The 25443-nt window shown below is 69.3% G+C and carries 24 protein-coding genes; 12 read left to right on the top strand and 12 right to left on the bottom strand.

Annotated elements, in window-relative coordinates; all coding sequences use genetic code 11:
• Positions 1-51 precede the first annotated feature (51 nt).
• The 3 genes from boxB to H0523_RS08290 form a co-directional block, all read right to left on the bottom strand.
• The gene (boxB, locus tag H0523_RS08300; protein ID WP_054428465.1) at positions 52-1479 is read right to left on the bottom strand and encodes a benzoyl-CoA 2,3-epoxidase subunit BoxB; all 1428 of its coding nucleotides are present in this window, start codon (positions 1477-1479) and stop codon (positions 52-54) included.
• Between the two features lie 109 nt (positions 1480-1588).
• Entirely contained in the window at positions 1589-3250 is a 1662-nt protein-coding gene (boxC, locus tag H0523_RS08295) for a 2,3-epoxybenzoyl-CoA dihydrolase (protein ID WP_054428466.1), read from the bottom strand.
• 240 nt (positions 3251-3490) lie between these two features.
• Positions 3491-4402, bottom strand: a complete 912-nt coding sequence (locus H0523_RS08290; protein WP_054428467.1) for a helix-turn-helix transcriptional regulator — start codon at positions 4400-4402, stop codon at positions 3491-3493.
• 177 nt (positions 4403-4579) lie between these two features.
• Here H0523_RS08290 and H0523_RS08285 point away from each other — a divergent pair, with 177 nt between their 5' ends.
• The 8 genes from H0523_RS08285 to H0523_RS08250 all read left to right on the top strand — a co-directional run bounded on the left by H0523_RS08285 (position 4580) and on the right by H0523_RS08250 (position 12211).
• Positions 4580-5050, top strand: a complete 471-nt coding sequence (locus H0523_RS08285; protein WP_054428468.1) for a DUF4863 family protein — start codon at positions 4580-4582, stop codon at positions 5048-5050.
• A gap of 168 nt (positions 5051-5218) precedes the next feature.
• Positions 5219-6778 carry a benzoate-CoA ligase family protein gene (locus H0523_RS08280; RefSeq protein WP_054428469.1) on the top strand — a complete coding sequence of 520 codons (1560 nt, stop codon included), beginning with the start codon at positions 5219-5221 and terminating at the stop codon, positions 6776-6778.
• Positions 6775-7620: an alpha/beta fold hydrolase gene (locus tag H0523_RS08275; RefSeq protein WP_054428470.1), complete on the top strand. Its 846-nt coding sequence runs from the start codon at positions 6775-6777 to the stop codon at positions 7618-7620. Before H0523_RS08280 ends, H0523_RS08275 begins: the two co-directional genes overlap by 4 nt.
• A gap of 19 nt (positions 7621-7639) precedes the next feature.
• Complete coding sequence (locus H0523_RS08270; RefSeq protein WP_054428471.1) at positions 7640-8800, top strand: ABC transporter substrate-binding protein; 1161 nt, start codon at positions 7640-7642, stop codon at positions 8798-8800.
• A gap of 13 nt (positions 8801-8813) precedes the next feature.
• Positions 8814-9695 (top strand): branched-chain amino acid ABC transporter permease, encoded by an 882-nt coding sequence (locus H0523_RS08265; RefSeq protein ID WP_054428472.1) that lies wholly within the window; start codon positions 8814-8816, stop codon positions 9693-9695.
• Between the two features lie 2 nt (positions 9696-9697).
• Complete coding sequence (locus H0523_RS08260) at positions 9698-10747, top strand: branched-chain amino acid ABC transporter permease (RefSeq protein WP_054428473.1); 1050 nt, start codon at positions 9698-9700, stop codon at positions 10745-10747.
• Positions 10740-11513: an ABC transporter ATP-binding protein gene (locus H0523_RS08255; RefSeq protein ID WP_054428474.1), complete on the top strand. Its 774-nt coding sequence runs from the start codon at positions 10740-10742 to the stop codon at positions 11511-11513. Before H0523_RS08260 ends, H0523_RS08255 begins: the two co-directional genes overlap by 8 nt.
• A complete protein-coding gene (locus H0523_RS08250) occupies positions 11501-12211 on the top strand; it encodes an ABC transporter ATP-binding protein (protein WP_054428475.1) in 711 nt (236 codons plus the stop codon). Before H0523_RS08255 ends, H0523_RS08250 begins: the two co-directional genes overlap by 13 nt.
• Before the next feature lie 39 nt (positions 12212-12250).
• On the opposite strand, the gene H0523_RS08245 is transcribed toward H0523_RS08250, so the two are convergent.
• The 7 genes from H0523_RS08245 to H0523_RS08215 all read right to left on the bottom strand — a co-directional run bounded on the left by H0523_RS08245 (position 12251) and on the right by H0523_RS08215 (position 19608).
• Entirely contained in the window at positions 12251-13807 is a 1557-nt protein-coding gene (locus H0523_RS08245) for an acetolactate synthase large subunit (protein WP_054429205.1), read from the bottom strand.
• Positions 13808-13993: 186 nt separating this feature from the next.
• The gene (locus H0523_RS08240; protein WP_082404276.1) at positions 13994-14746 is read right to left on the bottom strand and encodes an amino acid ABC transporter ATP-binding protein; all 753 of its coding nucleotides are present in this window, start codon (positions 14744-14746) and stop codon (positions 13994-13996) included.
• 4 nt (positions 14747-14750) lie between these two features.
• Positions 14751-15443 (bottom strand): amino acid ABC transporter permease, encoded by a 693-nt coding sequence (locus tag H0523_RS08235; protein WP_006390795.1) that lies wholly within the window; start codon positions 15441-15443, stop codon positions 14751-14753.
• Positions 15444-15487: 44 nt separating this feature from the next.
• The gene (locus tag H0523_RS08230) at positions 15488-16279 is read right to left on the bottom strand and encodes an ABC transporter substrate-binding protein (RefSeq protein ID WP_054428477.1); all 792 of its coding nucleotides are present in this window, start codon (positions 16277-16279) and stop codon (positions 15488-15490) included.
• A gap of 41 nt (positions 16280-16320) precedes the next feature.
• On the bottom strand, positions 16321-17229 hold the full coding sequence (locus tag H0523_RS08225) for an arginase family protein (RefSeq protein ID WP_054429206.1): 909 nt from the start codon (positions 17227-17229) through the stop codon (positions 16321-16323).
• A gap of 346 nt (positions 17230-17575) precedes the next feature.
• Positions 17576-18436, bottom strand: coding sequence for an IclR family transcriptional regulator (locus H0523_RS08220; RefSeq protein ID WP_054428478.1), 861 nt, complete (start codon positions 18434-18436; stop codon positions 17576-17578).
• A gap of 149 nt (positions 18437-18585) precedes the next feature.
• A complete protein-coding gene (locus H0523_RS08215) occupies positions 18586-19608 on the bottom strand; it encodes an amino acid ABC transporter substrate-binding protein (RefSeq protein WP_054428479.1) in 1023 nt (340 codons plus the stop codon).
• 354 nt (positions 19609-19962) lie between these two features.
• Between H0523_RS08215 and H0523_RS08210 the strand changes: the two genes are divergently transcribed.
• The 4 genes from H0523_RS08210 to H0523_RS08195 are packed head-to-tail and all read left to right on the top strand — an operon-like array spanning position 19963 to position 23183.
• Entirely contained in the window at positions 19963-20979 is a 1017-nt protein-coding gene (locus H0523_RS08210; RefSeq protein WP_054428480.1) for a Bug family tripartite tricarboxylate transporter substrate binding protein, read from the top strand.
• 44 nt (positions 20980-21023) lie between these two features.
• Positions 21024-21704 (top strand): 3-oxoacid CoA-transferase subunit A, encoded by a 681-nt coding sequence (locus tag H0523_RS08205; protein ID WP_054428481.1) that lies wholly within the window; start codon positions 21024-21026, stop codon positions 21702-21704.
• Between the two features lie 10 nt (positions 21705-21714).
• Positions 21715-22356 carry a 3-oxoacid CoA-transferase subunit B gene (locus tag H0523_RS08200; protein WP_054428482.1) on the top strand — a complete coding sequence of 214 codons (642 nt, stop codon included), beginning with the start codon at positions 21715-21717 and terminating at the stop codon, positions 22354-22356.
• Positions 22356-23183: an IclR family transcriptional regulator domain-containing protein gene (locus H0523_RS08195; protein ID WP_054428483.1), complete on the top strand. Its 828-nt coding sequence runs from the start codon at positions 22356-22358 to the stop codon at positions 23181-23183. The genes H0523_RS08200 and H0523_RS08195 overlap by 1 nt, the downstream gene beginning before the upstream one ends.
• A 15-nt stretch (positions 23184-23198) precedes the next feature.
• Here the strand turns inward: H0523_RS08195 and H0523_RS08190 are convergent, their stop codons facing one another.
• Both H0523_RS08190 and H0523_RS08185 read right to left on the bottom strand, forming a co-directional pair.
• A complete protein-coding gene (locus H0523_RS08190) occupies positions 23199-24245 on the bottom strand; it encodes an L-threonylcarbamoyladenylate synthase (RefSeq protein WP_054428484.1) in 1047 nt (348 codons plus the stop codon).
• A gap of 4 nt (positions 24246-24249) precedes the next feature.
• On the bottom strand, positions 24250-25440 hold the full coding sequence (locus H0523_RS08185) for a 5-(carboxyamino)imidazole ribonucleotide synthase (protein ID WP_054428485.1): 1191 nt from the start codon (positions 25438-25440) through the stop codon (positions 24250-24252).
• Positions 25441-25443 lie beyond the last annotated feature (3 nt).

Below are 25443 nucleotides of genomic sequence, written 5' to 3'. Positions count from 1 at the left end.
CGCGGTCATCCGAATGCGCGGCGCGGCGGCGCCAGGCGCCGCCGCGTGGCCTTAGTTGAAACGAACGTACTCGAAGTTCACGGGCTGGCGGTTGATGCCCATGACCGGCGGCGCGATCCAGTTGGCGAACTTGCCCGGCTCGGTCACGCGGCCCATCAGCGAGGCCACGAACGCGCGGTCCTCGGGCGTGGGCAGCCATTGGTGGCGATGCGCCTGCCATTGCGCCTCGGACAGGATCTCGCCCTCGGGCGACATGCGGATGCCGGCGAGCGTGCCGATCTGGCGGTTGAAGGCCTTGTGCGGCACCTGCAGGCGAAAGGCGATGCCGCTCTTTTCGATGACCTTGTTCCAGCGGCCGATGCCGGCCACCGAGTCGCGGATGAAGTCGTCGCGCAGCACTTCGTTGAGCGCGTTCAGCATCGGCACCTCGATTTCGCGCAGCCTGCCGTTGTCGACGGAGAGAACGCGGTAGGTGTCGTTCTTGAGCTGGTGGTCGTCGTTGCGCTTGCTCTCTTCGTAGCGGCCCTTCAGGCCGGAGCCGTAGAAGATGGCGGCGTTGGACGACTGGTCGGCGCCAAACAGGTCGATGGTGACGCTGTAGTGGAAGTTCAGGTAGCGCTGGATCGTCGGCAGGTCGATGACGCCGGCGGCGCGCACGGCGGCCGGGTCGTCGGTCTTGAGTTGGTTCATCACTTCGCAGGTGCGCTGGATCACGCGCGAGATGCCGGATTCGCCCACGAACATGTGGTGCGCCTCTTCGGTCAGCATGAACTTGGTGGTGCGGGCCAGCGGGTCGAAGCTGGATTCGGCCAGCGCGCACAGCTGGAACTTGCCGTCGCGGTCGGTGAAGTAGGTGAACATGTAGAACGCCAGCCAGTCCGGCGTCTTCTCGTTGAAGGCGCCGAGAATGCGCGGGTTGTCCGAATCGCCGGAGGTGCGCTGCAGCAGCGCATCGGCCTCTTCGCGGCCGTCGCGGCCGAAGTAGCGGTGCAGCAGGTAGACCATGGCCCACAGGTGGCGGCCTTCCTCGACGTTGATCTGGAACAGGTTGCGCAGGTCGTACTGCGACGGCGCCGTCAGGCCCAGGTGGCGCTGCTGCTCGATCGAGGCGGGCTCGGTGTCGCCCTGCGTGACGATGATGCGGCGCAGGTTGGCGCGGTGTTCGCCCGGCACGCCCTGCCAGACGTCGCGGCCCATGTTCTCGCCGAAGTGGATCTTGCGCTGGCCGTCCTGCGGCGCCAGGAAGATGCCCCAGCGGTAGTCGGGCATGCGCACGTGGTTGAAGTGGGCCCAGCCGTCGGGCTCGACGCTGACGGCGGTGCGCAGGTAGACGTCGAAGCCGTGCGAACCGTCCGGGCCCATGTCCTGCCACCATTGCAGGTAGTTCGGCTGCCAGTGCTCCAGCGCGCGCTGCAGGGTGCGGTCGCCGGACAGGTTGACGTTATTGGGGATCTTGTCGCTGTAGTTGATGCCTGACATTGTCTCTGCTCCTGGATGGAAGGCCGCGTCGGGGCGGCGTCGGGTCTTGGGGCGGCGGCCGCGCTGCGCGGGCCGGCGCCGTGTCTCGGGATTTGCCGCGGGCGGCGCGTTAGACGCGGTTCCAGTCGAACGCGGCCTGCTCGCCTTTGCCGTACAGCTTGAGCGCGCCCTTCTCGCCCGCCGCGTTGGGGCGATTGAAGATCCAGTTCTGCCACGCGGTCAGGCGGCCGAAGATGCGCGTTTCCATGGTTTCGCGGCCGCCGAAGCGCAGGTTGGCTTCCAGGCCGGTCAGCGCGTCGGGCGACAGGGCGCGACGCTCTTCGAGCATCATGCGCACCTCGTCGTCCCAGTCGATGCTGTCGGGCGCGTAGGTCACCAGTCCCAGTTCCAGCGCGTCGCGCGCGGCCAGCGGCTGGCCGGCGCGGGCCCGCACCGCTTCCAGCGGCGCGGTTTCCTCGTAGAAGCGGCGTTGCAGGCGGCTCTGGCCGTTGACCATCAGGTAGGCGCCGAAGTTGGCCTCCCCCACGATCAACTGGGCCGCGTCGTGTTCTTCGCCGTCGCTGTCCAGCATGTAGCTGCGGTCGGCGGCCAGCGCCAGTTCCAGCAGCGTGCCGGCAAAGCACGAACCCGGTTCAACCAGCGCGAACAGGCTGCGCGAGGTCACGTCCAGGCGCGCCAGCGTGCGGCGCAGCAGGCCGGCGGTTTCGCGCACGAACCAGTGGTCGGCATGGCGTTGAAGCGCGGCGTCCGCCGCCAGCACGGCCTGCGCGTCGCCCTCGGTCTTGAAGATCCAGGTGCCGATGTCGAGTTCATTGGTGCGCAGCGACAGGATGGCGTCGTCCAGTTCGCGCGCCATCTGCAACGGCCACCAGGCCGCGCCGGCGGCCACGATGTCGGCCAGTTCCGATTCCACCGGCCCCTGCGGCGCGCGCACGGTCCAGGTGGCCTGCCGCTTGGCGCGATCCAGTTGCACATCGACGTAGCGGTACGACAAGGCATGGGCGCTTTCCTCGCGCGCCAGCGGCGTCAGCGCCACGCCGGCCTCGCCAGCGGGGCGGCGGCTGCCCTCGGCCAGCGCCCGCGCGCGCTCGCGCACCGCGGCCTCGAACTGCGCCGGCTTGACCACGTCGTCGACCAGGCGCCAGTCCTTGGCGCGCTGGCCGCGCACGCCTTCGACCAGGGTGCAGAAGATGTCGGCGTGATCGTGGCGCACGCGGCGCTTGTCCGTCACGCGGGTCAGGCCGCCGGTGCCGGGCAGCACGCCCAGCAGCGGCACTTCGGGCAACGCTACCGAAGACGAGCGGTCGTCGATCAGCAGGATCTCGTCGCAGGCCAGGGCCAGCTCGTAGCCGCCGCCGGCGCAGGCGCCGTTGAGCGCGGCGATGAATTTCAGGCCGCTGTGGCGGCTGGAGTCTTCGATGCCGTTGCGGGTTTCGTTGGTGAACTTGCAGAAGTTCACCTTCCAGGCATGCGAGGACAGGCCCAGCATGAAGATGTTGGCGCCCGAACAGAAGATGCGGTCCTTCATGCTGGTGACGACCACGCTGCGAACCTCGGGATGCTCGAAGCGGATGCGCTGCAGCGCGTCGTGCAGCTCGATGTCCACGCCCAGGTCGTAGGAATTGAGCTTGAGCTTGTAGCCGGGGCGCAGGCCGCCGTCCTCGGCCACGTCCATCGCCAGCGTGGCGACCGGGCCATCGAACGACAGACGCCAATGGCGGTACTGGGTGGGATCGGTCCGAAAGTCGACCTTGCTGGCGGTGCTGCTCATCGCTTGTCTCCTAATGCCCTAACCTGACAGGAAAAATACTGCACGACATGAATTATTATGCAGATTAGTGCAGGCGAAAATCAGCGTCAAGCAAAAGATGCACAAAAGTGCAGGTCGTCAGGGCCCCATCGAAGCGTCCTTCAATGAAGCCCCCCCTTCTCCGGACGGACAGGCCGACGCCCCGCCAAAGAAAAGGCCGCCCCAACGGGCGGCCCTGGCGGTCGGCGAAAGACGCGAGCGCTACAGCGGCAGGCCGCAGGCCTTGCGCACCTGGGTACGCAGGCCGGCGAAGCTCTCCTGCACCTCCAGATGGCTGGTGACCCAGGTCAGGTCGGCCTTGGCGTAGAAAGCCTCGCGCCCGGCCAGGATGCGCTTCAGGTCGGCCATGGCTTCGTTGTTGCCGGACATGGGGCGGAAATCGCCCTGCGCCATCACCCGGCCCATGTGCTCCTCGGGCGTGGCGCGCAGCCAGACCGTGTAGCAGTGCGCCAGCAGCAGGTTGAGCGTGGCCGGCTCGGACACCAGGCCGCCGGGGGTGGCCAGCACCATTTCCGGGTAGATCTGCACGGCCTCTTCCAGCGCCCGCCGCTCGTAGCGGCGGTAGGCGTTGGGGCCGTAGAGGTTATGGATTTCCAGGATGCTGCAGCCGGCCACGCGCTCGATCTCGCGGTTCAGCTCGACGAACGGGTAGCCGAGGTCATCGGCCAGCATCTGCCCCAGCGTCGATTTGCCGGCGCCGCGCAGGCCGATCAGCGCCACGCGCTGGGTGCGGTTGGGCCGCTGCGCGCCGGCGCCCACGCCGAACAGCTGGGTCAGCGCTTCGCGGGCGCGCTGCAGGTCGGACTCGGTGCGGCCGCTGAGTAGCTCGCGGATCAGCAACCAATCGGGCGATTCGGTGGTGACATCGCCCACCAGCTCGGCCAGCGCGCAGTTGAAGGCCTTGGCGATCTGCAACAGCACCAGGATCGAGGCATTGCCCACGCCGTGCTCGAGATTGGCCAGGTGCCGCTCGGACACGCCGGTCACCTGCGACAGGCCCTTGCGCGTCATGCCGCGGATGGCCCGCAGGCGGCGCACCCGCTCGCCCAATGCCACCAGGAAAGCTTCCCGCCTGGGTTCGGTTGGCGCCGCGTCTTCTAGCGCTTGGTTCATGGTGTAGCTGACTCCGCAAAAACCCTGATAACACCCGATTTATGCACTATAGTGCTTGACCCACATCAATGGAAGCACTATTTTTCCTTCAACAGCTTCAACAGGGCGTCAGGTGCGGCAAAACAGCACTGGACTGCATCCGCCGCTGAAGCGCCGACAGTGTATAGGAGGAGACCGGTGAGCACGCCAGAACGATTCCACGCCCTGATGCGCCAGGTGACGGGCCTGATGGCCGGCCAACCGCTGGACGGCGCCCTGCAGCAGCGCCTGAACCAGGAGGCCGGCCCCGACAGCGCGCTGTACGCCGACATCTTCGCCACCTGTAGGCAGGGCGTGGCCGACGGCTGGATGTGCAACCGCGAAGGCGGCGGCATCCGCTACGGCCGCGTCATCAAGCCGGCCGAGGACCTGGGCGGCTGTTCGGTCGACGTGGTCGACATGGACGACCTGGCCGGCCCGCACCACGCCCATCCCAACGGCGAGATCGACATGATCATGCCGCTGACCGACGCGGCGCGCTTCGACGGCCACGGCGCCGGCTGGCTGGTCTATGGCCCCGGCAGCGCCCACCGCCCCACCGTGACGCAGGGCCGCGCGCTGGTGCTGTACCTGCTGCCCGGCGGCGCCATCGAGTTCACCCGCGCATGAATCCGCGCCCCGCTTCCCCACAGCGCCCCGGCCGCGCCCCGCGTGGCCGGCCGGCTGCCGGCGCGGGCTGACCCGCGCCCCATGCCCTGTCCCGGTCACGACAAGCCGCCAGATGCTTGCGGACCGCCGGACAGGCAGCCCCGCCCGCCAGGACACCAGGAGACAACCGTGAATGCCTGCCCCGCCGAACTGAACTTCGCCAGCCACCTGGCCGCCTTGAACGCGCCGCGCGCCGCCAAGCTGGCCTACATCGACGACACCCGCCAGCTTACCTACGGCGACCTGGCCGAGCGCGTGGCGCGCATGGCGGGCGCGCTGCGCCAGCTGGGGCTGCGGCGCGAGGAGCGCATCCTGCTGCTGATGCAGGACACGGCCGACTGGCCGGTGGTGTTCCTGGGCGCGCTGCATGCGGGCGTGGTGCCGGTCGCCGTGAACACCCTGCTGACGCCGGACGACTACGCCTACATCCTCAGTCACAGCCGCGTGCGGGCCGCCTTCGTCTCCGAGAACCTGCTGCCGACGCTGCAGGCCGCGCTGGCGCAGGCGCCCGGCGAGGTCGAGCACCTGGTGGTGTCACGTCCCGCGGCGGCGCTGCCCGCCGGCGCGCACCCGCTCGACGCGCTGCTGGCCGCCGCCCCGCTGGCGCCGGCCGCGCGCACGCTGTCCGATGAGATCGCCTTCTGGCTGTACTCGTCGGGCTCCACCGGCAAGCCCAAGGGCGTGGTCCACACCCATGGCAACCTGTGGCACACCGCCGAGCTGTATGCCAAGCCGGTGCTGGGCATCCGCGAAGACGACGTGGCGTTCTCGGCCGCCAAGCTGTTCTTCGCCTACGGGCTGGGCAACGGCCTGACCTTTCCGCTGTCGGTCGGCGCCACCGTCGTGCTGATGGCCGAGCGGCCCACGCCACAGGCCGTGTTCCAGCGCCTGGTGCGGCACCGTCCGACCGTGTTCTACGGCGTGCCGACGCTGTACGCCAGCATGCTGGCCGCGCCCGACCTGCCACCGCGCGAGCAGGTGGCGATGCGCGTCTGCACCTCGGCCGGCGAAGCCCTGCCGCGCGACATCGGCGAGCGCTTCCAGCGCCATTTCGGCTGTGACATCCTGGACGGCATCGGCTCGACCGAGATGCTGCACATCTTCATCTCGAACCGCGCCGGCCAGCTGCGCTACGGCACCACCGGCAAGCCGGTGCCCGGCTACGAGGTGCAATTGCGCGACGACAATGGCGCGCCGGTGGCCGCCGGCGCCATCGGCGACCTCTACATCAAGGGTCCCAGCGCCGCGCTGATGTACTGGAACAACCGCGACAAGACGCGCCAGTGCTTCCTGGGCGACTGGCTCAAGAGCGGCGACAAGTACATCTGCGATGCCGACGGCTACTACACCTATGCCGGCCGCAGCGACGACATGATCAAGGTCAGCGGCCAGTACGTGTCGCCGGTCGAGGTCGAGAACGTGCTGGTGCAGCACGAGGCGGTGCTGGAAGCCGCCGTGATCGGCGTGCCGGACCATGACGGGCTGGTCAAGACCAAGGCCTACGTGGTGCTGCGGCCCGGCTACGCGCCGGACGCGAGCACCGGCGCCGACCTGCAGCGCTATGTGAAGCAGCACCTGGCGCCCTTCAAGTATCCGCGCCAGATCGACTTCACCGACGAGCTGCCCAAGACCGCCACCGGCAAGATCCAGCGCTTCCGCCTGCGCCAGCTGGAACAGGTCACGCCATGAGCGCCGTGCCCGCTCCCGAGCCCGCTGCGCTGGTCCACGTGCGCGCGGCGGGCCGCGACCTGCGCCTGGAATACCAGTGGATCGCGGCGGCGCGCCCGGACGCGCCGCTGCTGGTGTTCCTGCACGAAGGGCTGGGGTCCGTGTCGATGTGGAAGGACTGGCCGCGGCAGGCCTGCGCCGCCGCCGGCTGTCGCGGGCTGGTCTATTCGCGCTACGGCTATGGCCGCTCCACGCCGCTGGCCGCCGGTGAAAGGCGCCCGGTCGACTTCATGCACCGCGAGGCGGCCGACGCGCTGCCCGCGCTGCTCGCCGCGCTCGGCATCGACGCCAGCCGCGATCGGCCCGTCCTGTTCGGCCACAGCGATGGCGGCTCCATTGCGCTGCTCTACGCCGCCCTGCATCCCGGCGCGGTGGCGGGCGTGGTGGCGGCCGCGCCGCACATCTTCGTCGAGGACCGCACCGTGGCGCATATCGAACAGGCGCGCCAGGCTTACCGGGACACGGACCTGCGCGCGCGGCTGGCGCGCCATCACGATGACGTCGATTCGGCCTTCCGCGGCTGGAACGACGTCTGGCTGGACCCGGCCTTCCGCCGCTGGAACATCGAGGCGCACCTGCCCCGCATCCGCTGCCCGGTCCTGGCGATGCAGGGCGTGGACGACGAGTACGGCACGCTCGAACAGATACGCGGCATCCGCCGCGCCGCGCCGCAGACACGGCTGCTGGAGATTCCCGACTGCCGCCACTCGCCGCACAAGGACCAGCCCGCCACCGTTATCCAGGCCATCGCCGGCTTCGTCGGCGCGCTGGACCAACCCGGCCGCCCCACCGGCAGCCCATGACAAGCACGGAGACACCACCATGACCCACGCCCTGACCCGGGCCGCGCTAGGCGCGGCGCTGATGCTGGCCGCAAGCGGCGCCCTGGCCGCCGACAAGCTCAAAGTCGGTTTCATGCTGCCCTACAGCGGCACCTTCGCCGCGCTCGGCACCGCCATCGAGAACGGCTTCAAGCTGTACGTGGCCGAACAGGGCGGCAAGCTCGGCGGACGCGAGATCGAATACTTCAAGGTGGACGATGAGTCCAACCCGTCCAAGGCCGCCGAGAATGCCAACCGCCTGATCAAGCGCGACCAGGTGGACGTGCTGATCGGCACCGTGCATTCGGGCGTGGCGATGGCGCTGGCCAAGGCCGCCAAGGATGCCGACACCACCCTTATCGTGACGAACGCCGGCGCCAACGCCATCACCGGCCCGCTGTGCGGCCCCGGCATCTTCCGCACCTCGTTCACCAACTGGCAGCCGGCCTACGCCATGGGCCCGGTGGCCAAGGCGCGCGGCCACAAGACGGCGGTCACCATCACCTGGAAGTACGCGGCCGGCGACGAGGCCATCGGCGGCTTCAAGGAAGGCTTCGAGCAGGCCGGCGGCAAGGTGGTCAAGGAGCTGAGCCTGCCCTTCCCCAACGTCGAATTCCAGTCGCTGCTGACCGAGATCGCCGCGCTCAAGCCCGACATGGTGTTCACCTTCTTCGCCGGCGGCGGCGCGGTGAAATTCGTGCAGGACTATCACGCCGCGGGACTGGACAAGACCATCCCGCTGTACGGCTCGGGCTTTCTCACCGACGGCACGCTGCAGGCGCAGGGCGCGTCGGCGCAGGGGCTGCTGACCACGCTGCACTATGCAGACGGCCTGAACACGCCGCGCGACAACGCCTTCCGCGCCGACTACAGCAAGGCCTACAACATGCAGCCCGACGTCTACGCGGTGCAGGGCTACGACGCCGCGCAGCTGATGCAGTCGGGGCTGGCGGCGGTCAAGGGCGACTTCGGCAAGAAGGCGGAGTTCCGCGAGGCCATGCGCGGCGCCACGGTCGACAGCCCGCGCGGCGCGTTCACGCTGTCCAAGGCCGGCAACCCGGTGCAGGACATCTACCTGCGCCGCGTCGACGGCCTGGAAAACAAGGTGGTGGACGTGGCCGTGCGCAAGCTGGCCGACCCCGCCCGCGGCTGCAAGCTCTAGGAACGGCGGCCCCATGGACGTCGGCATCCTGCTCATCCAGAGCCTGAACGCCTTCCAGTACGGCCTGTTGCTGTTCCTGGTGGCCAGCGGGCTCACGCTGATCTTCGGCATCATGGGGATCATCAACCTGGCGCACGGCAGCTTCTACATGATCGGCGCCTACATGGCGTTCGCGCTGGGGCCGGTGGTGGACCGCTGGCTCGGCGGCGGCTTCGTCGCCACCCTGGCGGTGTGCGTGCTGGCCGCGGCCGCGCTCGGCTATCTGCTGGAGGCGGCGTTCTTCAGCTACCTGTACCGCCGCAACCACCTGCAGCAGGTGCTGATGACCTACGGCCTGATCCTGGTGTTCGAGGAGCTGCGCAGCATCCTGGTCGGCAACGACGTCCACGGCGTGCCGCTGCCGTCCTGGCTGCAGGGCAGCATCGCGCTGGGCGACGTGATGACCTATCCGGTGTACCGGCTGTTCATCTCGGCGGTGGGCATCGCGGTGGCGCTGCTGCTGTACTGGGTCATCGCGCGCACGCGGCTCGGCATGATGCTGCGCGCCGGCGCCAGCAACCGCGAGATGACCGGATCGCTGGGCATCGACGTCAACAAGCTGTACCGGCTGGTGTTCGCCGCCGGCGTGGCGCTGGCGGCGCTGGCCGGCAGCATCGCCGCGCCGGTGTCGTCGGTGTATCCGGGCATGGGCAACGGCGTGCTCATCATCTGCTTCGTGGTGGTGGTGATCGGCGGCATCGGTTCGATCCGCGGCGCGTTCCTGGCGGCAATGCTGGTGGGCGTGGTCGAGACCTTCGGCCAGGTGCTGTTCCCCGCCGCCGCGGGCGTGCTGGTGTACGTGCTGATGGCCGCGATTCTGCTGTGCAAGCCCGAAGGGCTGTTCAAACAGGGCTGACCATGAATGTGAATCGACTCCTGCCTGTCGCGACCCTGCTGGCGCTGGCCGCCTTCGCCTGGAGCGGCAGCGACTACTACACCGGCCTGGCCGTGAAGATCATGATCTATGCGGTGTTCGCGCTCAGCCTGCAGTTGCTGGTGGGCGGCGCGGGGCTGGTCAGCCTGGGGCACGCGGCGTTCTTCGGCATCGGCGCCTATGCCGCCGCGCTGCTGTCGCCGTCATCGGAAGCGGCCAGCCTGTGGTGGCTGCTGCCGGCGGCGCTGCTGGCCGCGGCCGCCTACGCCGCGCTGACCGGCGCGCTGGCGCTGCGCACGCGCGGCGTGTACTTCATCATGGTGACGCTGGCCTTCGCGCAGATGGCGTACTACGTGTTCCACGACACCAAGGTCGGCGGCGGCAGCGACGGCATCTACCTGTATTTCCGGCCGCGGGCCGAGATCGGCGGCTGGCTGCCGTTCGACCTGGACCAGGGCAACGCCTACTACTTCTTCGTGCTGGCCTGCCTGGCGCTGACCTGGGGCTTCCTGGCCCTGCTGCGGCGCTCGCCCTTCGGCGCGGCGCTGGCCGGCATCCGCATCAACGAACAGCGCATGCGGGCGGCCGGCTATTCGACCTATCCGTACAAGCTGGCGGCGTATGTGATCGGCGCCGCGCTGGCGGGGCTGGCCGGCTTCCTGTTCGCGCTCAAGGACGGCTTCGTCACGCCCGAGCTGCTGGCCTGGGAACAATCAGGGCTGGTGCTGCTGATGGTGATCCTGGGCGGCATGGGCAGCCTGGGCGGCGCGGTGCTGGGCACGGCGACGCTGGTGCTGCTGCAGGAACTGTTCCAGTCGCAGGCGCTGTTCGGCGACTACGCGCGCCACTGGCACCTGCCGCTGGGCCTGGCCATCATCGCGCTGGTGGCGCTGCTGCCCGACGGGCTGGCCGGCCTGCCGGCGCAATGGCGCCGGCGCCGCGCCCGCCACGCCCCGAACACGCCGGCCGCACCGGCCGCATCGCCCGCCGCCAAACCGCTGTCCCTGCCGATCCAAGGAGAGCCCCATGCCTGATCCCCTGCTGACCGCCGACGCGGTCACCCGGCGCTTCGGCGGCCTGACCGCCGTCAACGGCGTGTCGCTGGCATTGCAACGCGGTGAAGTGCATGCCGTCATCGGCACCAACGGCGCGGGCAAGTCGACCCTCATCAACATCCTGTCCGGCGAACTGGCGCCCAGCAGCGGCCAGGTGTCGCTGGGCGGGCGCGACATCACCGCCTGGGGCCAGCCCGAGCGCGCCCGCGCCGGCCTGGGCCGCAGCTACCAGCGCTCGACCCTGTTCCCGGAACTGAGCGTGTTCGAGAACTGCCGGCTGGCGGCGCAGGCGCGGCGCCAGCGCTTCTGGCACTGGTGGCGGCCGGCCTCGGCCTGCGCGGTCAGCGCCGACCTGGCCGCGCAGGCGCTGGAGCGCACCGGCCTGGCGGCCGACGCCGGGCGGCCGGCGGGCCTGCTGCCGCATGGCCGCAAGCGCCAGCTCGAGATCGCCATGTGCCTGGCCGGCGAACCGCGGGTGCTGCTGCTGGACGAGCCGCTGGCGGGCATGGGCCCGGAGGAAACCGACCGCATCCTGGCGCTGCTGCAGACGCTCAAGGCCAACCACGCCATCCTGCTGGTGGAGCACGACATGGACGCGGTGTTCCGCATCGCCGACACCATCACGGTGATGGTCAACGGCAGCAGCATCGCCAGCGGCGACCCGGCGCGGATCCGCGCCAATGCCGAGGTTCGCACCGCCTACCTGGGCGAGGACCTGGACGGAGCACACCCATGCGCGCACTGATCGAAGCCGACGGCCTGCACGTGTACTACGGCGCCAGCCACGTGCTGCGCGGCGTCGGCCTGCGCATCGGAGCCGGCGAGTCCGTGGGACTGGTGGGCCGCAACGGCATGGGCAAGACCACGCTGATCCGCAGCCTGGTCGGCCAGGTGCGCAGCGCCCAGGGCCGCGTAGCGGTGCGCGGCGCCGACTGCACCCGCGCCCGGCCGCACGCCATCGCGCAGATGGGCGTGGCCTACGTGCCCGAGGGCCGCGGCATCTTCCCCAACCTGAGCGTGCGCGAGAACCTGCTGGTGGCGGCGCGCGCCGGCGAACAGGGACGGCGCGACTGGACCTATGCGCGGGTACTGGAGACCTTTCCACGCCTGACGGAACGGCTGGGCCATGGCGGCCAGCAGTTGTCGGGCGGCGAGCAGCAGATGCTGGCGATCGGCCGGGCATTGATGACCAACCCCGACCTGCTGATCCTGGATGAAGCCACCGAAGGCCTGGCGCCGCTGATCGTGGCCGAGATCTGGAGGATCATCCGGCAGATCCGCGCCACCGGCATGTCGACGCTGATCGTCGACCGCAACTACCGCGCGGTGCTGGCGCACACCGACCGCTGCCTGGTGATGGAAAAGGGATTGATCGTGCAGGACGGCGACAGCGCGGCGCTGGCCGCCGCGCCCGAACAGCTGACGCGCTACCTGGGCGTCTGATTGCCCCGCGCCGCCTGCTCGCGGCGCGGGGCGGGCGCGTCAGATCAGCGCTTCGATCAGGAACGGGCCGCGGCGCTTCAGGCCGTCCTGCAAGGCGCGGGCGAAGCCTTCCACGGTATCGACGCTGACCGCCTCCACGCCCATGCCGCGCGCCAGGTGCGTCCAGTCCAGATACGGTTCTTCCAGGTCGAGCATGCGGCGCGCGTTGCGGCCCGGCTCCTGCACGCCCACGTTCTTCATTTCGCCGTGCAGCGTGGCATAGGAACGGTTGGCCAGGATCACCGTCAGGCAGTCCAGGTTCTCGCGCGCCTGCGTCCACAGCGCCTGCAAGGTGTACATGCCGCTGCCGTCCGCCTGCAGGGTGATGACCTTGCGGTCCGGGCAGGCCACCGCCGCGCCGGCCGCCATCGGCAGGCCGATGCCGATGGCGCCGCCGGTCAGCATCAGCCAGTCGTGCGGCGCGCTGCTGGCGCTGTAGATCGGGAATTCGCGGCCCTGGGTGATCGACTCGTCGCAGACGATGGCGTTCTCGGGCAGGTGGTGCGCCACCAGGATGTTGACGGCGGCGCCGGTCAGCTTGCCGCTGGCCGGCACCTCGTAGGCCGGCGCGGGCGCCGCCAGGCGCGGCGCGTCGGCGGCGATGCCGAGTTCGTCGGCCAGCCACTCCAGCGCGTGCGCCAGGTCCTGCTCGACGGTGGCCAGCACGATCTTCTCGCAATCCTCGGGCGCCAGCAGGCTGGGCTTGCCGGGATAGGCGAAAAAGCCCACCGGCGCCTTGGCGCCGACCAGCACCAGGTGGCGCACGTCCTTGAGCTTGGCCACGGCCAGGTCGATCGGGTACGGCAGCCGGTCCACCGGCGTGCGGTCGCCGCCGCGCTCGATGCGGCGGTTGGAAGTTTCGGACAGCAGCCGCACGCCGGTGGCGCGGGCGATGCGGCCGGCGGCCTTGAGGGCGCGTTCGCGCAGCGCGGTGCTGCCCAGCAGCAGCGTGGTGGTTTCGCCGGAACGGATCGCCTTGGCGGCGGCGCGCACCGCCTCGACCGTGGTGTGCGGCACGGCTTCGTCGACCACCTTGACCACCGCGGTGTCCGCCGGCAGTTCGGTCCAGGCGGAGTTGGCCGGCAGGATCAGGGTGGCGATGTTGCCCGGATGGCGGCGCGCCACGGTGATGGCCTCGGCGGCGTCAGCCGACATCGATTCGGCCGACATGCCGCGCTTGACCCAGTGCGACATGGGCCGCGCCACGCCTTCGACGTCGCTGGTGAGCGGGGCGTCGTACTGCACGTGGTAGGTGGCGTGGTCGCCGACGATGTTGACCATCGGCGTGCGCGCGCGCTTGGCGTTGTGCAGGTTGGCCAGGCCGTTGCCCAGGCCCGGCCCCAGGTGCAGCAACGTCGCCGCCGGCTTGTCGGCCATGCGCGCGTAGCCATCGGCGGCGCCCGTCACCACGCCTTCGAACAGGCCCAGCACGCAGCGCATCTTCGGTTTGCGATCCAGCGCCGCGACGAAGTGCATCTCGGACGTGCCCGGGTTGGCAAAGCAGACGTCCACATCATTGGCCAGAAGGGTATCGCAAAGACTATCAGCGCCGTTCATCGTGTTTCCCTGGTTGTAGGTGTTGGCTCGGGCCGGCGGCTGCTTGCCGGCCCGATAGGCATGATAGGTAGCGTAGCGCAAACCGGGTAGAGCCATTTGCGCGGGTCGGCATGGAACCATTCCCCAGGTTCCGGCAACCGGAATTCAGGCCGCCCCCAAGGCGGTGCCGCCAGGAGAAGGCCGCGCCTACGCCAGGATCTGTCCCAGAAATGCCTGCGCCCGCTCCGAACGCGGCGCCCGGAAGAAATTGTCCGGCGTGTCGGTCTCGACGATCGCGCCCTGGTCCATGAACACCACCCGGTCGCCCACCTCCCGCGCGAAGCCCATCTCGTGGGTCACGCAGACCATGGTCATGCCGTCGCGCGCCAGCGCCACCATGGTGTCCAGCACCTCCTTGACCATCTCCGGATCGAGCGCCGAGGTCGGCTCATCGAACAGCATGATCTTGGGCTGCATGCACAGCGCGCGGGCGATCGCCACGCGCTGCTTCTGGCCGCCGGACAACTGGCCCGGATACTTGGCGGCGTGCTGCGGGATCTTGACGCGCTCCAGGTACTGCATGGCGCGGCTTTCCGCCTCCGCCGGCGCCACGCCCTTGACCAGCATCGGCGCCAGCGTGCAGTTTTCCAGCACCGTCAGGTGCGGGAACAGGTTGAAGTGCTGGAACACCATGCCCACCTCGGCGCGGATGCGCTCGATGTTGCCGACATCGTCGTTCAGTTCGATGCCATCGACCACGATGGTGCCCTGCTGATGCTCTTCCAGCCGATTCAGCAGGCGGATGGTGGTGGACTTGCCCGAGCCGGACGGGCCGCACAGGATCAGCTTTTCACCGGGGCGGACCTCCAGGTCCAGCCCGTCCAGCACCTTGAAATCGCCATACCATTTGGAGACGCCCCGCATCGTGATGATCGGCGCCGCGTAGTTCAATCCGTCCATCGCGTCAGGCCTTGGAAATGTCATGGTTGTCGCCGGCGCCGCTCCAGTAGCCCGGCACGGTCAGGCGCTTTTCCGAGCGCCGGAACAGATAGGCCAGCACGCTGCACAGCGCGAAATAGATGACGCCCACCATGGTGTAGACCGTCAGCGCCTGGAAGGTCGCGCCCGCCAGCATTTCGCCGGCGCGCATCAGTTCGTAGACACTGATCACCGCCACCAGCGAGGTCTCCTTGACCAGCACCAGCGCGTAGTTGCCCAGCGCCGGGAAGATGGTGCGCAGCGCCTGCGGCAGCACGATGCGCTGCAGCCGCTGCGTGCGCCGCAACCCCAGCGCGCGCGCCGCCTCGTACTGGCCGGCATCCACCGACTGGATGCCGCTGCGGAACAGCTCGGCCAGGTAGGCGCCGAAATTCAGCGTCAGCCCCAGCACGCCGGCCACGAAGCCGTTGATCACCACGCCTAGCTCCGGCAGGCCGTAGTAGATGTAGAACAGCTGCAGCAGCAGCGGCGTGCCGCGGATGATGTCGATGTAGACGCGCGCGGCGCGGCTCAGCGCCGGCCGCCGCGACAGGCGGCACAGGCACACCACCAGGCCCAGCGCCACCGCCAGGAAAGCCGAACAGAAGAACAGCGCCAGGGTCCAGAGCGTGCCCTCGGCCAGGGGACTCAGGTACATGCGCAACGTAGCGAAATCCAATTCTTGCTCCTTAACTCGTGCTGCTTATCCGTGCGGCGGCGGCCCTACTTGCTGAGCAGGTCGGACACGCCCCACTTCTGCCCGATGGCGGCGAGTTCGCCGTTGCGCTTCATCTCGGCCAGCGCGGCGTTGACGGCCTCCAGCAGCGCCGTGTTGCCCTTCTGCACCGCCATGCCCACCTGCCACTTGCGCTGCGGCTGGTAGCCGGTGTCCAGCTTCACGCCCGGGATGTTCTTGGTCTTGATCTGGTAGATGATGCTGGGCGGATCGACGATGCCCAGGTCGACGCGGCCGGCGCGCACGTCGGCCAGCAGCGTGGAATAGTCCTGGTAGGTCGAGACCTTGGTGCCGGGCATGTCCTTGATCATGTTGAACTGCACCGAGTCCACCAGCACGCCGACCTTCTGGCCCTGCATGTCCTCGAACTTGGCGTAGCGGCGGGTGGCCTTGTCGCTGACCACGATGCCCTCGCCCCATTCGTACACGGGCGCCGAAAAGTCGATGGCGCGGGCCCGCTCCTCGGTAATGAACAGCGGCGCCGACATCAGATCGGCGCGGCCCGAGGTCAGCGTCGGAATCAGGCCCGAGAACGGCACGTCGGCCAGCTTGTCGCTCGCGCCCAGGTGCTTGGCGACCGCGGCGGCCACGTCCACCATGATGCCTTCGAGCCGGTTCGACTGCGGGTTCTTGAAGCCGTGCGGCGGCGCCGACGCGGTGGTGACCACGTTCAAGGTCTTGTCGGCGCGCACCTCGTCGAGCGTGCGCGCCATGCTGGCGCCGGCCTGGGCCAGCAACGCGGCCGAAGCCAGGCCGAGCAGGATGGATTTGAGTTTCATGCAATTCCCCTTGTATGAAATGGATGCCGCAATGCGCCGGTTCAGTCCGGACGTCCTTGCGGGTACTGCCGTACCGCCACCGCCGCCAACGCGCAGAATTCCTGCATGACGGTGGCGGCCAGGAACGCCGTGGCGCCCTGCACGTCCTGCGGCGGCGAAACGGTATTGACGTCGAAGGCCACGAAGTTGAGTCCGGCCAGCTGGCGCAGCAGGGCCAGCCCTTCCTTGGGCGACAGGCCGCCCCACTCCGGCGTGCAGACGCCGGGCGCGCAGGACGGGTCGAAGATGTCCATGTCGAAGCACAGGTACACCGGCCTCTCGCCGATCTGTTGCTTGATGGCGTCGAGCGCGCCCTTCTGGTCCTCGTCGAACTCGTCGAAGGGCATGATGGTGTAGCCGACCTCGCGGCCGAACTCGATGACGCCCGGCATGAACGAACTGCCGCGTGTGCCCACGTGGAAGCTGCGCCGCACGTCCAGCAGGCCTTCCTCGGCGGCGCGGGTGAAGGTGGTGGCGGTGTTGTAGCCAGGGATCGGATAGGTGTCGGTGTGCGAGTCGAAATGCAGCACCACGAAGTCCGGGTGGCGTTGCGCCACGGCGCGCAGTTGCGGCAGCGTCACGGCGCCGTCGCCGCCCATCGAGATCGGGATCGCGCCGGCGTCGAGGATGGCGCCGATGCCGGCCTCGATCAGCGGGTACGACGCGTCCGGATCGCCGGGATGGCAGGCCACGTTGCCGACGTCGATCACGCGCAGGAACTCGGGCGGATTGTCGATGCCATGGCGGCGGAAGATGTCCACCGGCCGCAACAGCCGCGACTGTTCGCGGATCGCGTCCGGCCCCTGGCGCGAACCGACCCGGAACGGATGCGTGCCGCAGTCGAACGGGATGCCCACGACGCAGGCGCGCGCGGCGCCGGTTCCGGCGGCGCGGGCCGGCGGCAGGCCCATGAATCCCGACACGGGATGAAAGCGGACTTCGGCGGACGACGGCACAGCGCGGCTCCTTGGCGACGGCCCGCAAACGAGTGGCGGACCGAAATTTTAGATTCGACCAAATCGCTATACGATACGATCGTGTCAAAAATAGATTAACGCGCGCGCCAATGCCTCGCCAATTAGGGTGTTCCCCCTGATTGGAAAATTAATATCCGATCAAAATAGTATGGAATTGGCGCAGCGGCGCACCCGGCTGGTGCATCGCCAACGCCCTGAATCAGCGCTTTCAATCAGCCCCTCGGTTCGCGCCCCCGGGACAATGCCCCAACGCCGCGCCCGCGGCGGGACGCCACCTCGATCAGGCCTCGTCGTCGACCAGCGGCGCGGCGCGCAAGGCGCCCCCCGGCGGTTCGAGTTCGTAGAACGGATGCGAGCGCCCCAGCGTGCGCGACGCGCTGATGGCGTGCGCCGTCTCCACCACCTGCGGCCCGAACACGGCCTGCGCCTGCTCGAACGACCAGCGGCTCGACGGCACCGAGACGTTGACGGCGCCCTGCGGCGTGCCGCCCGCATCCAGCACCGCCGCGCTGACGGTGATGTCGCCCGGATAGAACTCGCCGTTGGAACGCGCGTAGCCATGGCGGCGCGCGAATTCCAGTTCGGCCAGCAGCGCGTCCAGGTCGGTGATCGTGGCCGCGGTATACGCCTTGCGCTCACAGCGTTCCAGCAGCCCGCGCGCCACCTGCGGATCCAGCCGCGCCAGCACCGCGCGCCCCGCCGCCGTGCAATACAGTGGCAGCCGCATGCCGACCGGCATGTTGACGAACATTTCCTTGTGGGTGGCGAAGCGCGCCACGTAGACCATGTCCAGCCCGTCGGGCTCGGCCAGGCTGCAGGTTTCCTGGCAGTTGCGGTTGAGCGCGTGCAGGAACGGATTGCCGCCCAGCACCAGCGCGCTGGTCTGCACGTACTTCATGCCCAGCTCCAGCGACCACGGGCCCAGCGAGAACTTCTTGCTGGCCGGGTCCTTGCGCAGGTAGCCCAGCGTCCACAGCGTATGCGTGAAGCGCTGCACCGAACTCTTGCTCAGGCCGGTGGCCTCGGCCAGCTCCGGCAGCGTCATCGCCGGCCGCCCTTCGCTGAAGGCCCGCAGCACGGAAACGCCGCGCGCCAGCGCGGCGATGAACAAGGGGGAATCCTCGGGTCGGGTCTGCGTCATGGCGCGGGATGCGTCCGGTGGAAAAGCGCATAGCGTACCGCATAACGGTGCAGCCATATCGCATGACGATCCCGCCGCCCGCCCCCGAGGCCGCCCATCAAACAAAACGGCCCGCGCGAGGCGGGCCGTCCAGGGTCACCTCACCGCGTTCAGCGGATCGGCCACGGGTACATCGCGCCGCCCTTGCTCCACAGCGCGTTGGTGCCGCGTTGCAGGCCCAGCTTGCTGTCCTTGCCGACGTTGCGCTCGAACACTTCGCTGTAGTTGCCCACGGCCTTGATGGCGTTGTAGGCCCACTTCTCGTCCAGGCCCATGTTCTTGCCGGCGCCCGGCGTCACGCCCAGGATGCGCGCCACGTTGGGGTTGTTGCTCTTGAGCATCTCGTCCACGTTCTTCTGCGTGATGCCGTATTCCTCGGCCTCCAGCAGCGCGAACAGCGTCCAGCGGACGATGCCCAGCCAGTTCTCGTCGCCCTGGCGCACCATGGGGCCGAGCGGCTCCTTGGAGAAGCGTTCCGGCAGGATCTCGTAGTCGTCCGGCTTGGCGACCTGCGTGGCGCGCACGGCGGCCAGCTGCGAGGCGTCGTCGGTGAAGGCATCGCAACGGCCCGACTCGAAGGCGCGCACGACTTCGGTGACCTTGTCGATCACGACCGGCTTGAATTCGATGTTGTTGGCGCGGAACCAGTCGGCCAGGTTCAGTTCGGTGGTGGTGCCCGGCTGCACGCAGACGGTGGCGCCGTTCAGTTCCTTGGCGCTTTTCACGCCCAGCTTCTTGTTCACCAGGATGCCCTGGCCGTCATAGAAGCTGGCGGCCACGGCCGACAGGCCCAGCGAGGTGTCGCGGGTCTGCGTCAGCGTGACGGTGCGCAGCAGCACGTCGACTTCGCCCGATTGCAGCGCGGTGAAGCGTTGCTGGGTCGACAGCGCGGTGCCCTTGAATTTGGTCGGGTCGCCGAACACGGCGGCGGCGACGGCGCGGCAGATGTCCACGTCCATGCCTTCCCATTCGCCCTTGCTGTTGGTGGCCGAGAAGCCCGAAACGCCGTCGGTCAGGCCGCACTGCACGTAACCCTTCTTCTTGACCGCATCCAGCGTGGGGCCGGCCACCGCTGCCTGGGATGCACATGCCAGGGCGAGCGCGCCGGCAGCAAACGAAATCAACCGCTTCATTATTGCTTCTCCTGAATTAGATGCCCGCGCCGGCCTGTAGGCCCGCTGCGGCTGAAACCGAGCCCATGCTTTGCGGGCCGGCCGCCAGATTACGCGATGTCCACGGCGTGAACAACGCACACCGGCCTAGTGGAAACCCGAGTAGCAAACCGTTTGGGAGATGCACGCGAAGTCCGGTGATCGAACTTTATCGCGGGGTCCGCGCGGCGGTTGGCCGGACCCTGCGTGCCATACTTTTTTCGCGTCCTGACCGCCAGGAAACGCGATCACCATCCCTCAGGAAAACCGGCCGCGCCACTACAAAAACCCGGGGCGCGCGTCGGCATTCGGCCGATTCATGGAGGAGACAAATCCATGGCACTTGCAAGGAAACCGCAGCCCAGCCACCGCGCGGCAAGACATCGCCGCAACGCCCTCAAGACCCTGCTCTGCACCGCCGTGGCCGCCATCGGCCTGGCGGCCGGCCCCGCCCACGCGGACGACTGGCCCAGCAAGCCGATCAAGGTCATCGTGCCCTACACGCCCGGCGGCTCCACCGACATCGTCACCCGCATCGTGATGGAAAAGCTCGGCCCGCGCCTGAAGCAGACCATCATTGTCGAGAACCGCCCCGGCGCCAACAGCAGCGTGGGCGCGTCGGTGGCCGCCAAGGCCGATCCCGACGGCTACACCTTCCTGTCGATCCTGCCCGCCTACATCATCAACTTCCATCTCTACAAGCTGGCCTACAAGCCCGAGGACCTGACGCCGGTGGCGCAGATGGCCGACCTGCCACTGTTCCTGTTCGTGTCGCAGGACCTGCCCGTCAACAGCGTGGCCGAGCTGGTGGAATACGCCCGCAAGCATCCGGACAAGCTCACCTACGCGTCCAGCGGCAACGGCTCCAGCGCCCACCTGACCGGCGCCGATTTCGCGCTGCGCAACAAGATCACCATGACGCACGTGGCCTACAAGGGCAGCGCGCCGATCCTGACCGACCTGCTGGGCGGCCGCGTGTCGATGGTGTTCGACCCGATCCTGGTGCCGATGCAGTACGTCAAGCAGAACCGCCTGAAGGCGCTGGGCTTCACCGGCCGGCAGCGCTGGCCGACCGAGCCGTCGATACCCACCATGGAGGAAGCCGGCATGCCGGGCTTCGTCACCGGCTCGTGGGCCGGCCTGATGGCGCCGGCCAACACGCCCAAGCCGATCATCGAACGCATGGCGCGCGAGATCAGCGAGATCGTGCGGGAGCCGGACGTGCGCCAGAAATTCCTGGATGCCGGCTTCCTGCCGGCCAGCGGCCCGACCGCCGAGTTCGCCGAGCTGATGCGGCAGGACTCGGCGCGCTACGCCGAGATCATCAGGCAGGCCCGCATCTCGGTGGATTGAGCAACACGGGGCGCCCGCCCGGCGCCCCACTGGAAACCAAGACGATGATCGACAAGTTCCTCGACACTCCCGCGGCCGCCGTGGCCGACATCCATGACGGCGCCACCGTGCTGGTCAGCGGCTTCGGCGGCGCCGGCATGCCCACCGAACTGCTGCACGCCCTGATCGAGCAGGGCGCGCGCGAACTCACCGTGGTCAGCAACAACGCCGGCAACCACGAGACCGGCCTGGCCGCGCTGATCAAGGCCGGCCGCGTGCGCAAGGTGATCTGCTCGTTTCCCAAGGCATCGCATTCGTGGGTCTTCGACGACCTGTACCGGCGCGGCGCCATCGAACTGGAATGCGTGCCGCAGGGCACCATCGCCGAACGGCTGCGCGCCGCCGGCGCCGGCCTGGGCGGCTTCTTCACCCCCACGGCCTACGGCACCGAACTGGCCACCGGCAAGGAGACCCGCATCATCGACGGCCGCGGCCATGTCTTCGAAACCCCGTTGCACGGCGACTTCGCGCTGGTCAAGGCCGACCTGGCGGACCGCTGGGGCAACCTCACCTACCACAAGAGCGCGCGCAACTTCGGCCCCATCATGTGCATGGCCGCCAAGACCGCCATCGTGCAGGTGCGCGCCAGCGTGGCGCTGGGCGAGCTGTCGCCCGAGGCCGTCGTCACGCCCGGCATCTTCGTGCAGCGCGTCACCCGGGTGGCCCACGCCGCGTTCTCCAGCTGAAGGAATCCCCATGCCCACTCCCCTGAACCGCGAAGCCATGGCGCGACGCCTGGCGCAGGACATTCCCGACGGCAGCTACGTCAACCTGGGCATCGGCATGCCGGTGCTGGTGGCCGCGCAACTGCCGGCCGGCCGCGAGATCGTGCTGCACAGCGAAAACGGCATCCTCGGCATGGGCCCGCCGCCCGCCGAAGACCGGATCGACCTGGACCTGATCAACGCCGGCAAGCAACCGGTGACGCTGCTGGACGGCGGCGCCTATTTCCATCACGCCGACTCCTTCGCCATGATGCGCGGCGGCCACCTGGACATCTGCGTCATGGGCGGCATGCAGGTCGCGGCCAACGGCGACCTGGCCAACTGGTCGCTCGCCAGGCCGGGCGAGGCGCCCGCCGTGGGCGGCGCCATGGACCTGGCGGTGGGCGCGCGCCGCGTCTACATCCTGATGGAACACAACAGCAAGGACGGCTCGCCCAAGATCGTCGAACGCTGCACCTATCCGCTGACCGGCGCCGGCGTGGTCGACCGCATCTACACCGACCTGGCCGTGATCGACGTCACGCCCGACGGCCTGCGGGTCCGCGATATGATCGACGGCATGACACTGACCGCGCTGCAGGCGCGCACCGGCGCCCCGCTGCGCGCAGGCTGATGCTGCCCAACCTTCCCCCGCCCGGCTACGCCGCGCCCCTCGCCCCCGAAGACCATCCCGACCAGTTGCGCGGCGATCCGGACTACATGCTGACGCTGGCGCGCGGCCTGCACGTGATCCGCGCCTTCGGCACCCGCCGCCATCCGCAGACCGCGGCCGAGCTGGCGCGCCGCGCCGGCCTGCCGCGCGCGGTGGTGCAGCGCTGCCTGCACACGCTGATCCTGCTGGGCATCGCCGAACAGCACGGCCGCCAGTACATCCTGACGCCGCGCATCCTGGGGCTGGGCTACGCGTACTTCTCGTCCACGCCATTCGTGTCGCTGGCGCAGCCGGTGCTGGAGGAACTGAGCGCCACCGTCAACGAGACCTGCGCGCTGGCCATCATGGAAGGGCACGAGATGCTGTACCTGGCGCGCTCGGAAGTGAACCGCCTGCTGGCCACCTCGATGGGACTGGGCAGCAGGCTGCCGGCCTATTGCACCTCGATCGGCCGGGTGCTGCTGGCGCAGTTGTCCGAGCCGGCCCTGGCGCGCTACTTCGCCGCCATCGACTTGCAGCCGTACACCGAATTCACGCTGACCACCGAAGCGCGGCTGCGGGCCGAGCTGGCGCGCATCCGCGAGCAGGACTACGCGGTGGTCGACCAGGAACTGGAATTGAATGTGCGCGCCATCTCGGTGCCGGTGCGCTCGGCCAGCGGCAAGGCCTGCGGCGCCGTCAACGTCAGCGTCAAGGCGGCGCGGGTGCCGCTGGAACGATTGACGGGGGAATTCCTGGCGCCGATGCGCCAGGCGGTGGCCAGGATCGGGGAATTCCTGGCGGCCTGAACGGCCGCCCCCGCCTTACAGGTCGGTGGTGTCGAGCGTGAACGCGGCGGCGGCGCGGCCGATGCGGTCGTTGACCGCGTGCCACGCGTCATCGGCCGGCGGCGCCTGCACGATGATGCGCGCGAAGCCCTGGCCGTCCAGATCGCGCAGCAAGGCGTACAGCGCCTGGGCGTAACGCGCCGGATCGGCCGGCACCTGTTGCCACTGGATGCGCGCATCGACGGCCGCCGGCGGCGGCGTGTACGCCACCACCACGACCTTGCCCGGGGGCAGGCCGCGGCCTTGCAGCGCGGCTTGCAGGCGCGCATCGGACGCCAGCTCCAGCGCGGTGCGCGGCGCATAGTGCGCCTTGAGCGTGCCCGAGGCGCGCGGCGCGGCGGCGTCGGGCGCGAACACTTGCACGCCCAGCACCGCCTCGATCTGCGCGGCGCTGATATGGCCGGGGCGCAGCAGCACCGGGCCGGCGCCGCGGTCCAGCCGCGACAGGTCCAGGATGGTGGATTCGATGCCGACCTCGGAGGCGCCGCCCTCCAGCACCGGCATGCCGGCCGCGACCTCGTCGGGGAATTCGCTGCGGACGTGGTCGGCGCGGGTCGGCGAGACCTGGCCGAACTTGTTGGCCGACGGCGCGGCCACGCCGCCCTGCCCGTTCGGCTTGCCGGCCGCGAACGCCGCCAGCAGCGCCTGCGCCACCGGATGCGAGGGGCAGCGGATGCCGATGCTGTCCTGGCCGCCGCTGACGGTGTCGGCGATGTGCGGCGCGCGCTTGAGGATCAGCGTCAGCGGACCGGGCCAGAAGGCGTCGATCAGCAGGCGCGCCTCGGGCGGCACGTCGGCCGCCCAGTACGACAGGTCGCCCTGCGGCGCGATGTGCACGATCACCGGATGGTTCGACGGCCGGCCCTTGGCGGCGTAGATCTTGCCCACCGCCCGCGGGTTCTCGGCGTCCGCGCCCAGGCCGTAGACGGTCTCGGTCGGGAACGCGGCCAGCTCGCCGGCCAGCAGGCGCCGGGCGGCGTCGGCGATGTCCGCGGCGCTGGCGGAGTCGAACGGAGCAGACATGGCGTTACTCGGGCGCCTGCATGCCCAGCGCGGCGGCCACGCGCGCCGCATCGGCCTGGGCCTGTTGCAGCGTCGGCGCGACGATGGTGACGTGGCCCATCTTGCGGCCGCGGCGCGCCTCGCGCTTGCCGTACAGGTGCAGCTTGGCCGTGGGCACCGCCAGCGCGGCGGCCCAGTCGGGCTCGCGCTGCGCGTCGCCGGTGGCCGACGGATACCAGATGTCGCCCAGGATGTTCAACATCACGGCCGGCGCCAGCAGGTCGGTGCCGCCCAGCGGCAGGCCGGCCATGGCGCGCGCCTGCTGCTCGAACTGGCTGGTGAGGCAGGCGTCCATGGTGTAGTGGCCGCTGTTGTGCGGACGCGGCGCGATCTCGTTGACGATCAGGCTGCCGTCCTTGAGCACGAAGAATTCCACGCACAGCACGCCGTGGTAGCCCAGGCCCTGCGCGATGGCCTGCGCGGCCGCGGTGGCCTGCGCCTGGCGTTCGGCATGGGCGGCGTCGAGCTTGACCGGCGCCGCCGTCGACACGGCCAGGATGCCGTCGCGGTGGACGTTGCGCGCCACCGGGAACACCACGCTGGCGCCGTCGAAACCGCGCGCGATCACGACCGAAATTTCGTAGTCCAGCGGCATCAGCGCTTCCAGCACGCAGGCCACGCCGCCGAACTCGGCGAACGCGGCCAGCGCGGCCTCGCGCGTGTCGATGCGGGCCTGGCCCTTGCCGTCGTAACCCAGGCGCGCGACCTTGAGGATGCCGGGGAACAGGCTGTCGGGCGCGGCGCGCAGGTCGGCTTCGCTGCGGATGGCGGCGTGCGGCGCGACCGGGATGCCCTGGCTGGCGATGAAGGCCTTCTCGGCGATGCGGTCCTGCACGATGGCGACCGCGTCGGCGGCCGGGCTGACGCGGCAGCGCGCCGCCAGCGCGCGCAGGCTGTCGGCCGGCACGTTCTCGAATTCGGTGGTGACGGCCTGACAGGTCTGCGCCAGGCGCGCGAGGCCGTCTTCGTCGTCATAGGCGGCCTGGATGTGCAGGTCCGCCACCATGCCCGCCGGGCATTCGGCGGCCGGGTCCAGCACCGCGACCTTGTAGCCCAGGCTTTGCGCCGCGTGGCAGAACATGCGGCCCAGCTGGCCGCCGCCCAGCAGGCCGAGCCAGCCGCCGGGGGCAATGGTGAAAGCAGTCGATTGCGTCATACG

This window comes from Achromobacter insuavis, from assembly GCF_902859645.1.
GTDB classification, from domain to species: Bacteria; Pseudomonadota; Gammaproteobacteria; order Burkholderiales; family Burkholderiaceae_B; genus Achromobacter; species Achromobacter insuavis.
The sequence above is the reverse complement of the archived record's forward strand: the minus strand, read 5'-3'. Positions and strand labels throughout refer to the sequence as shown.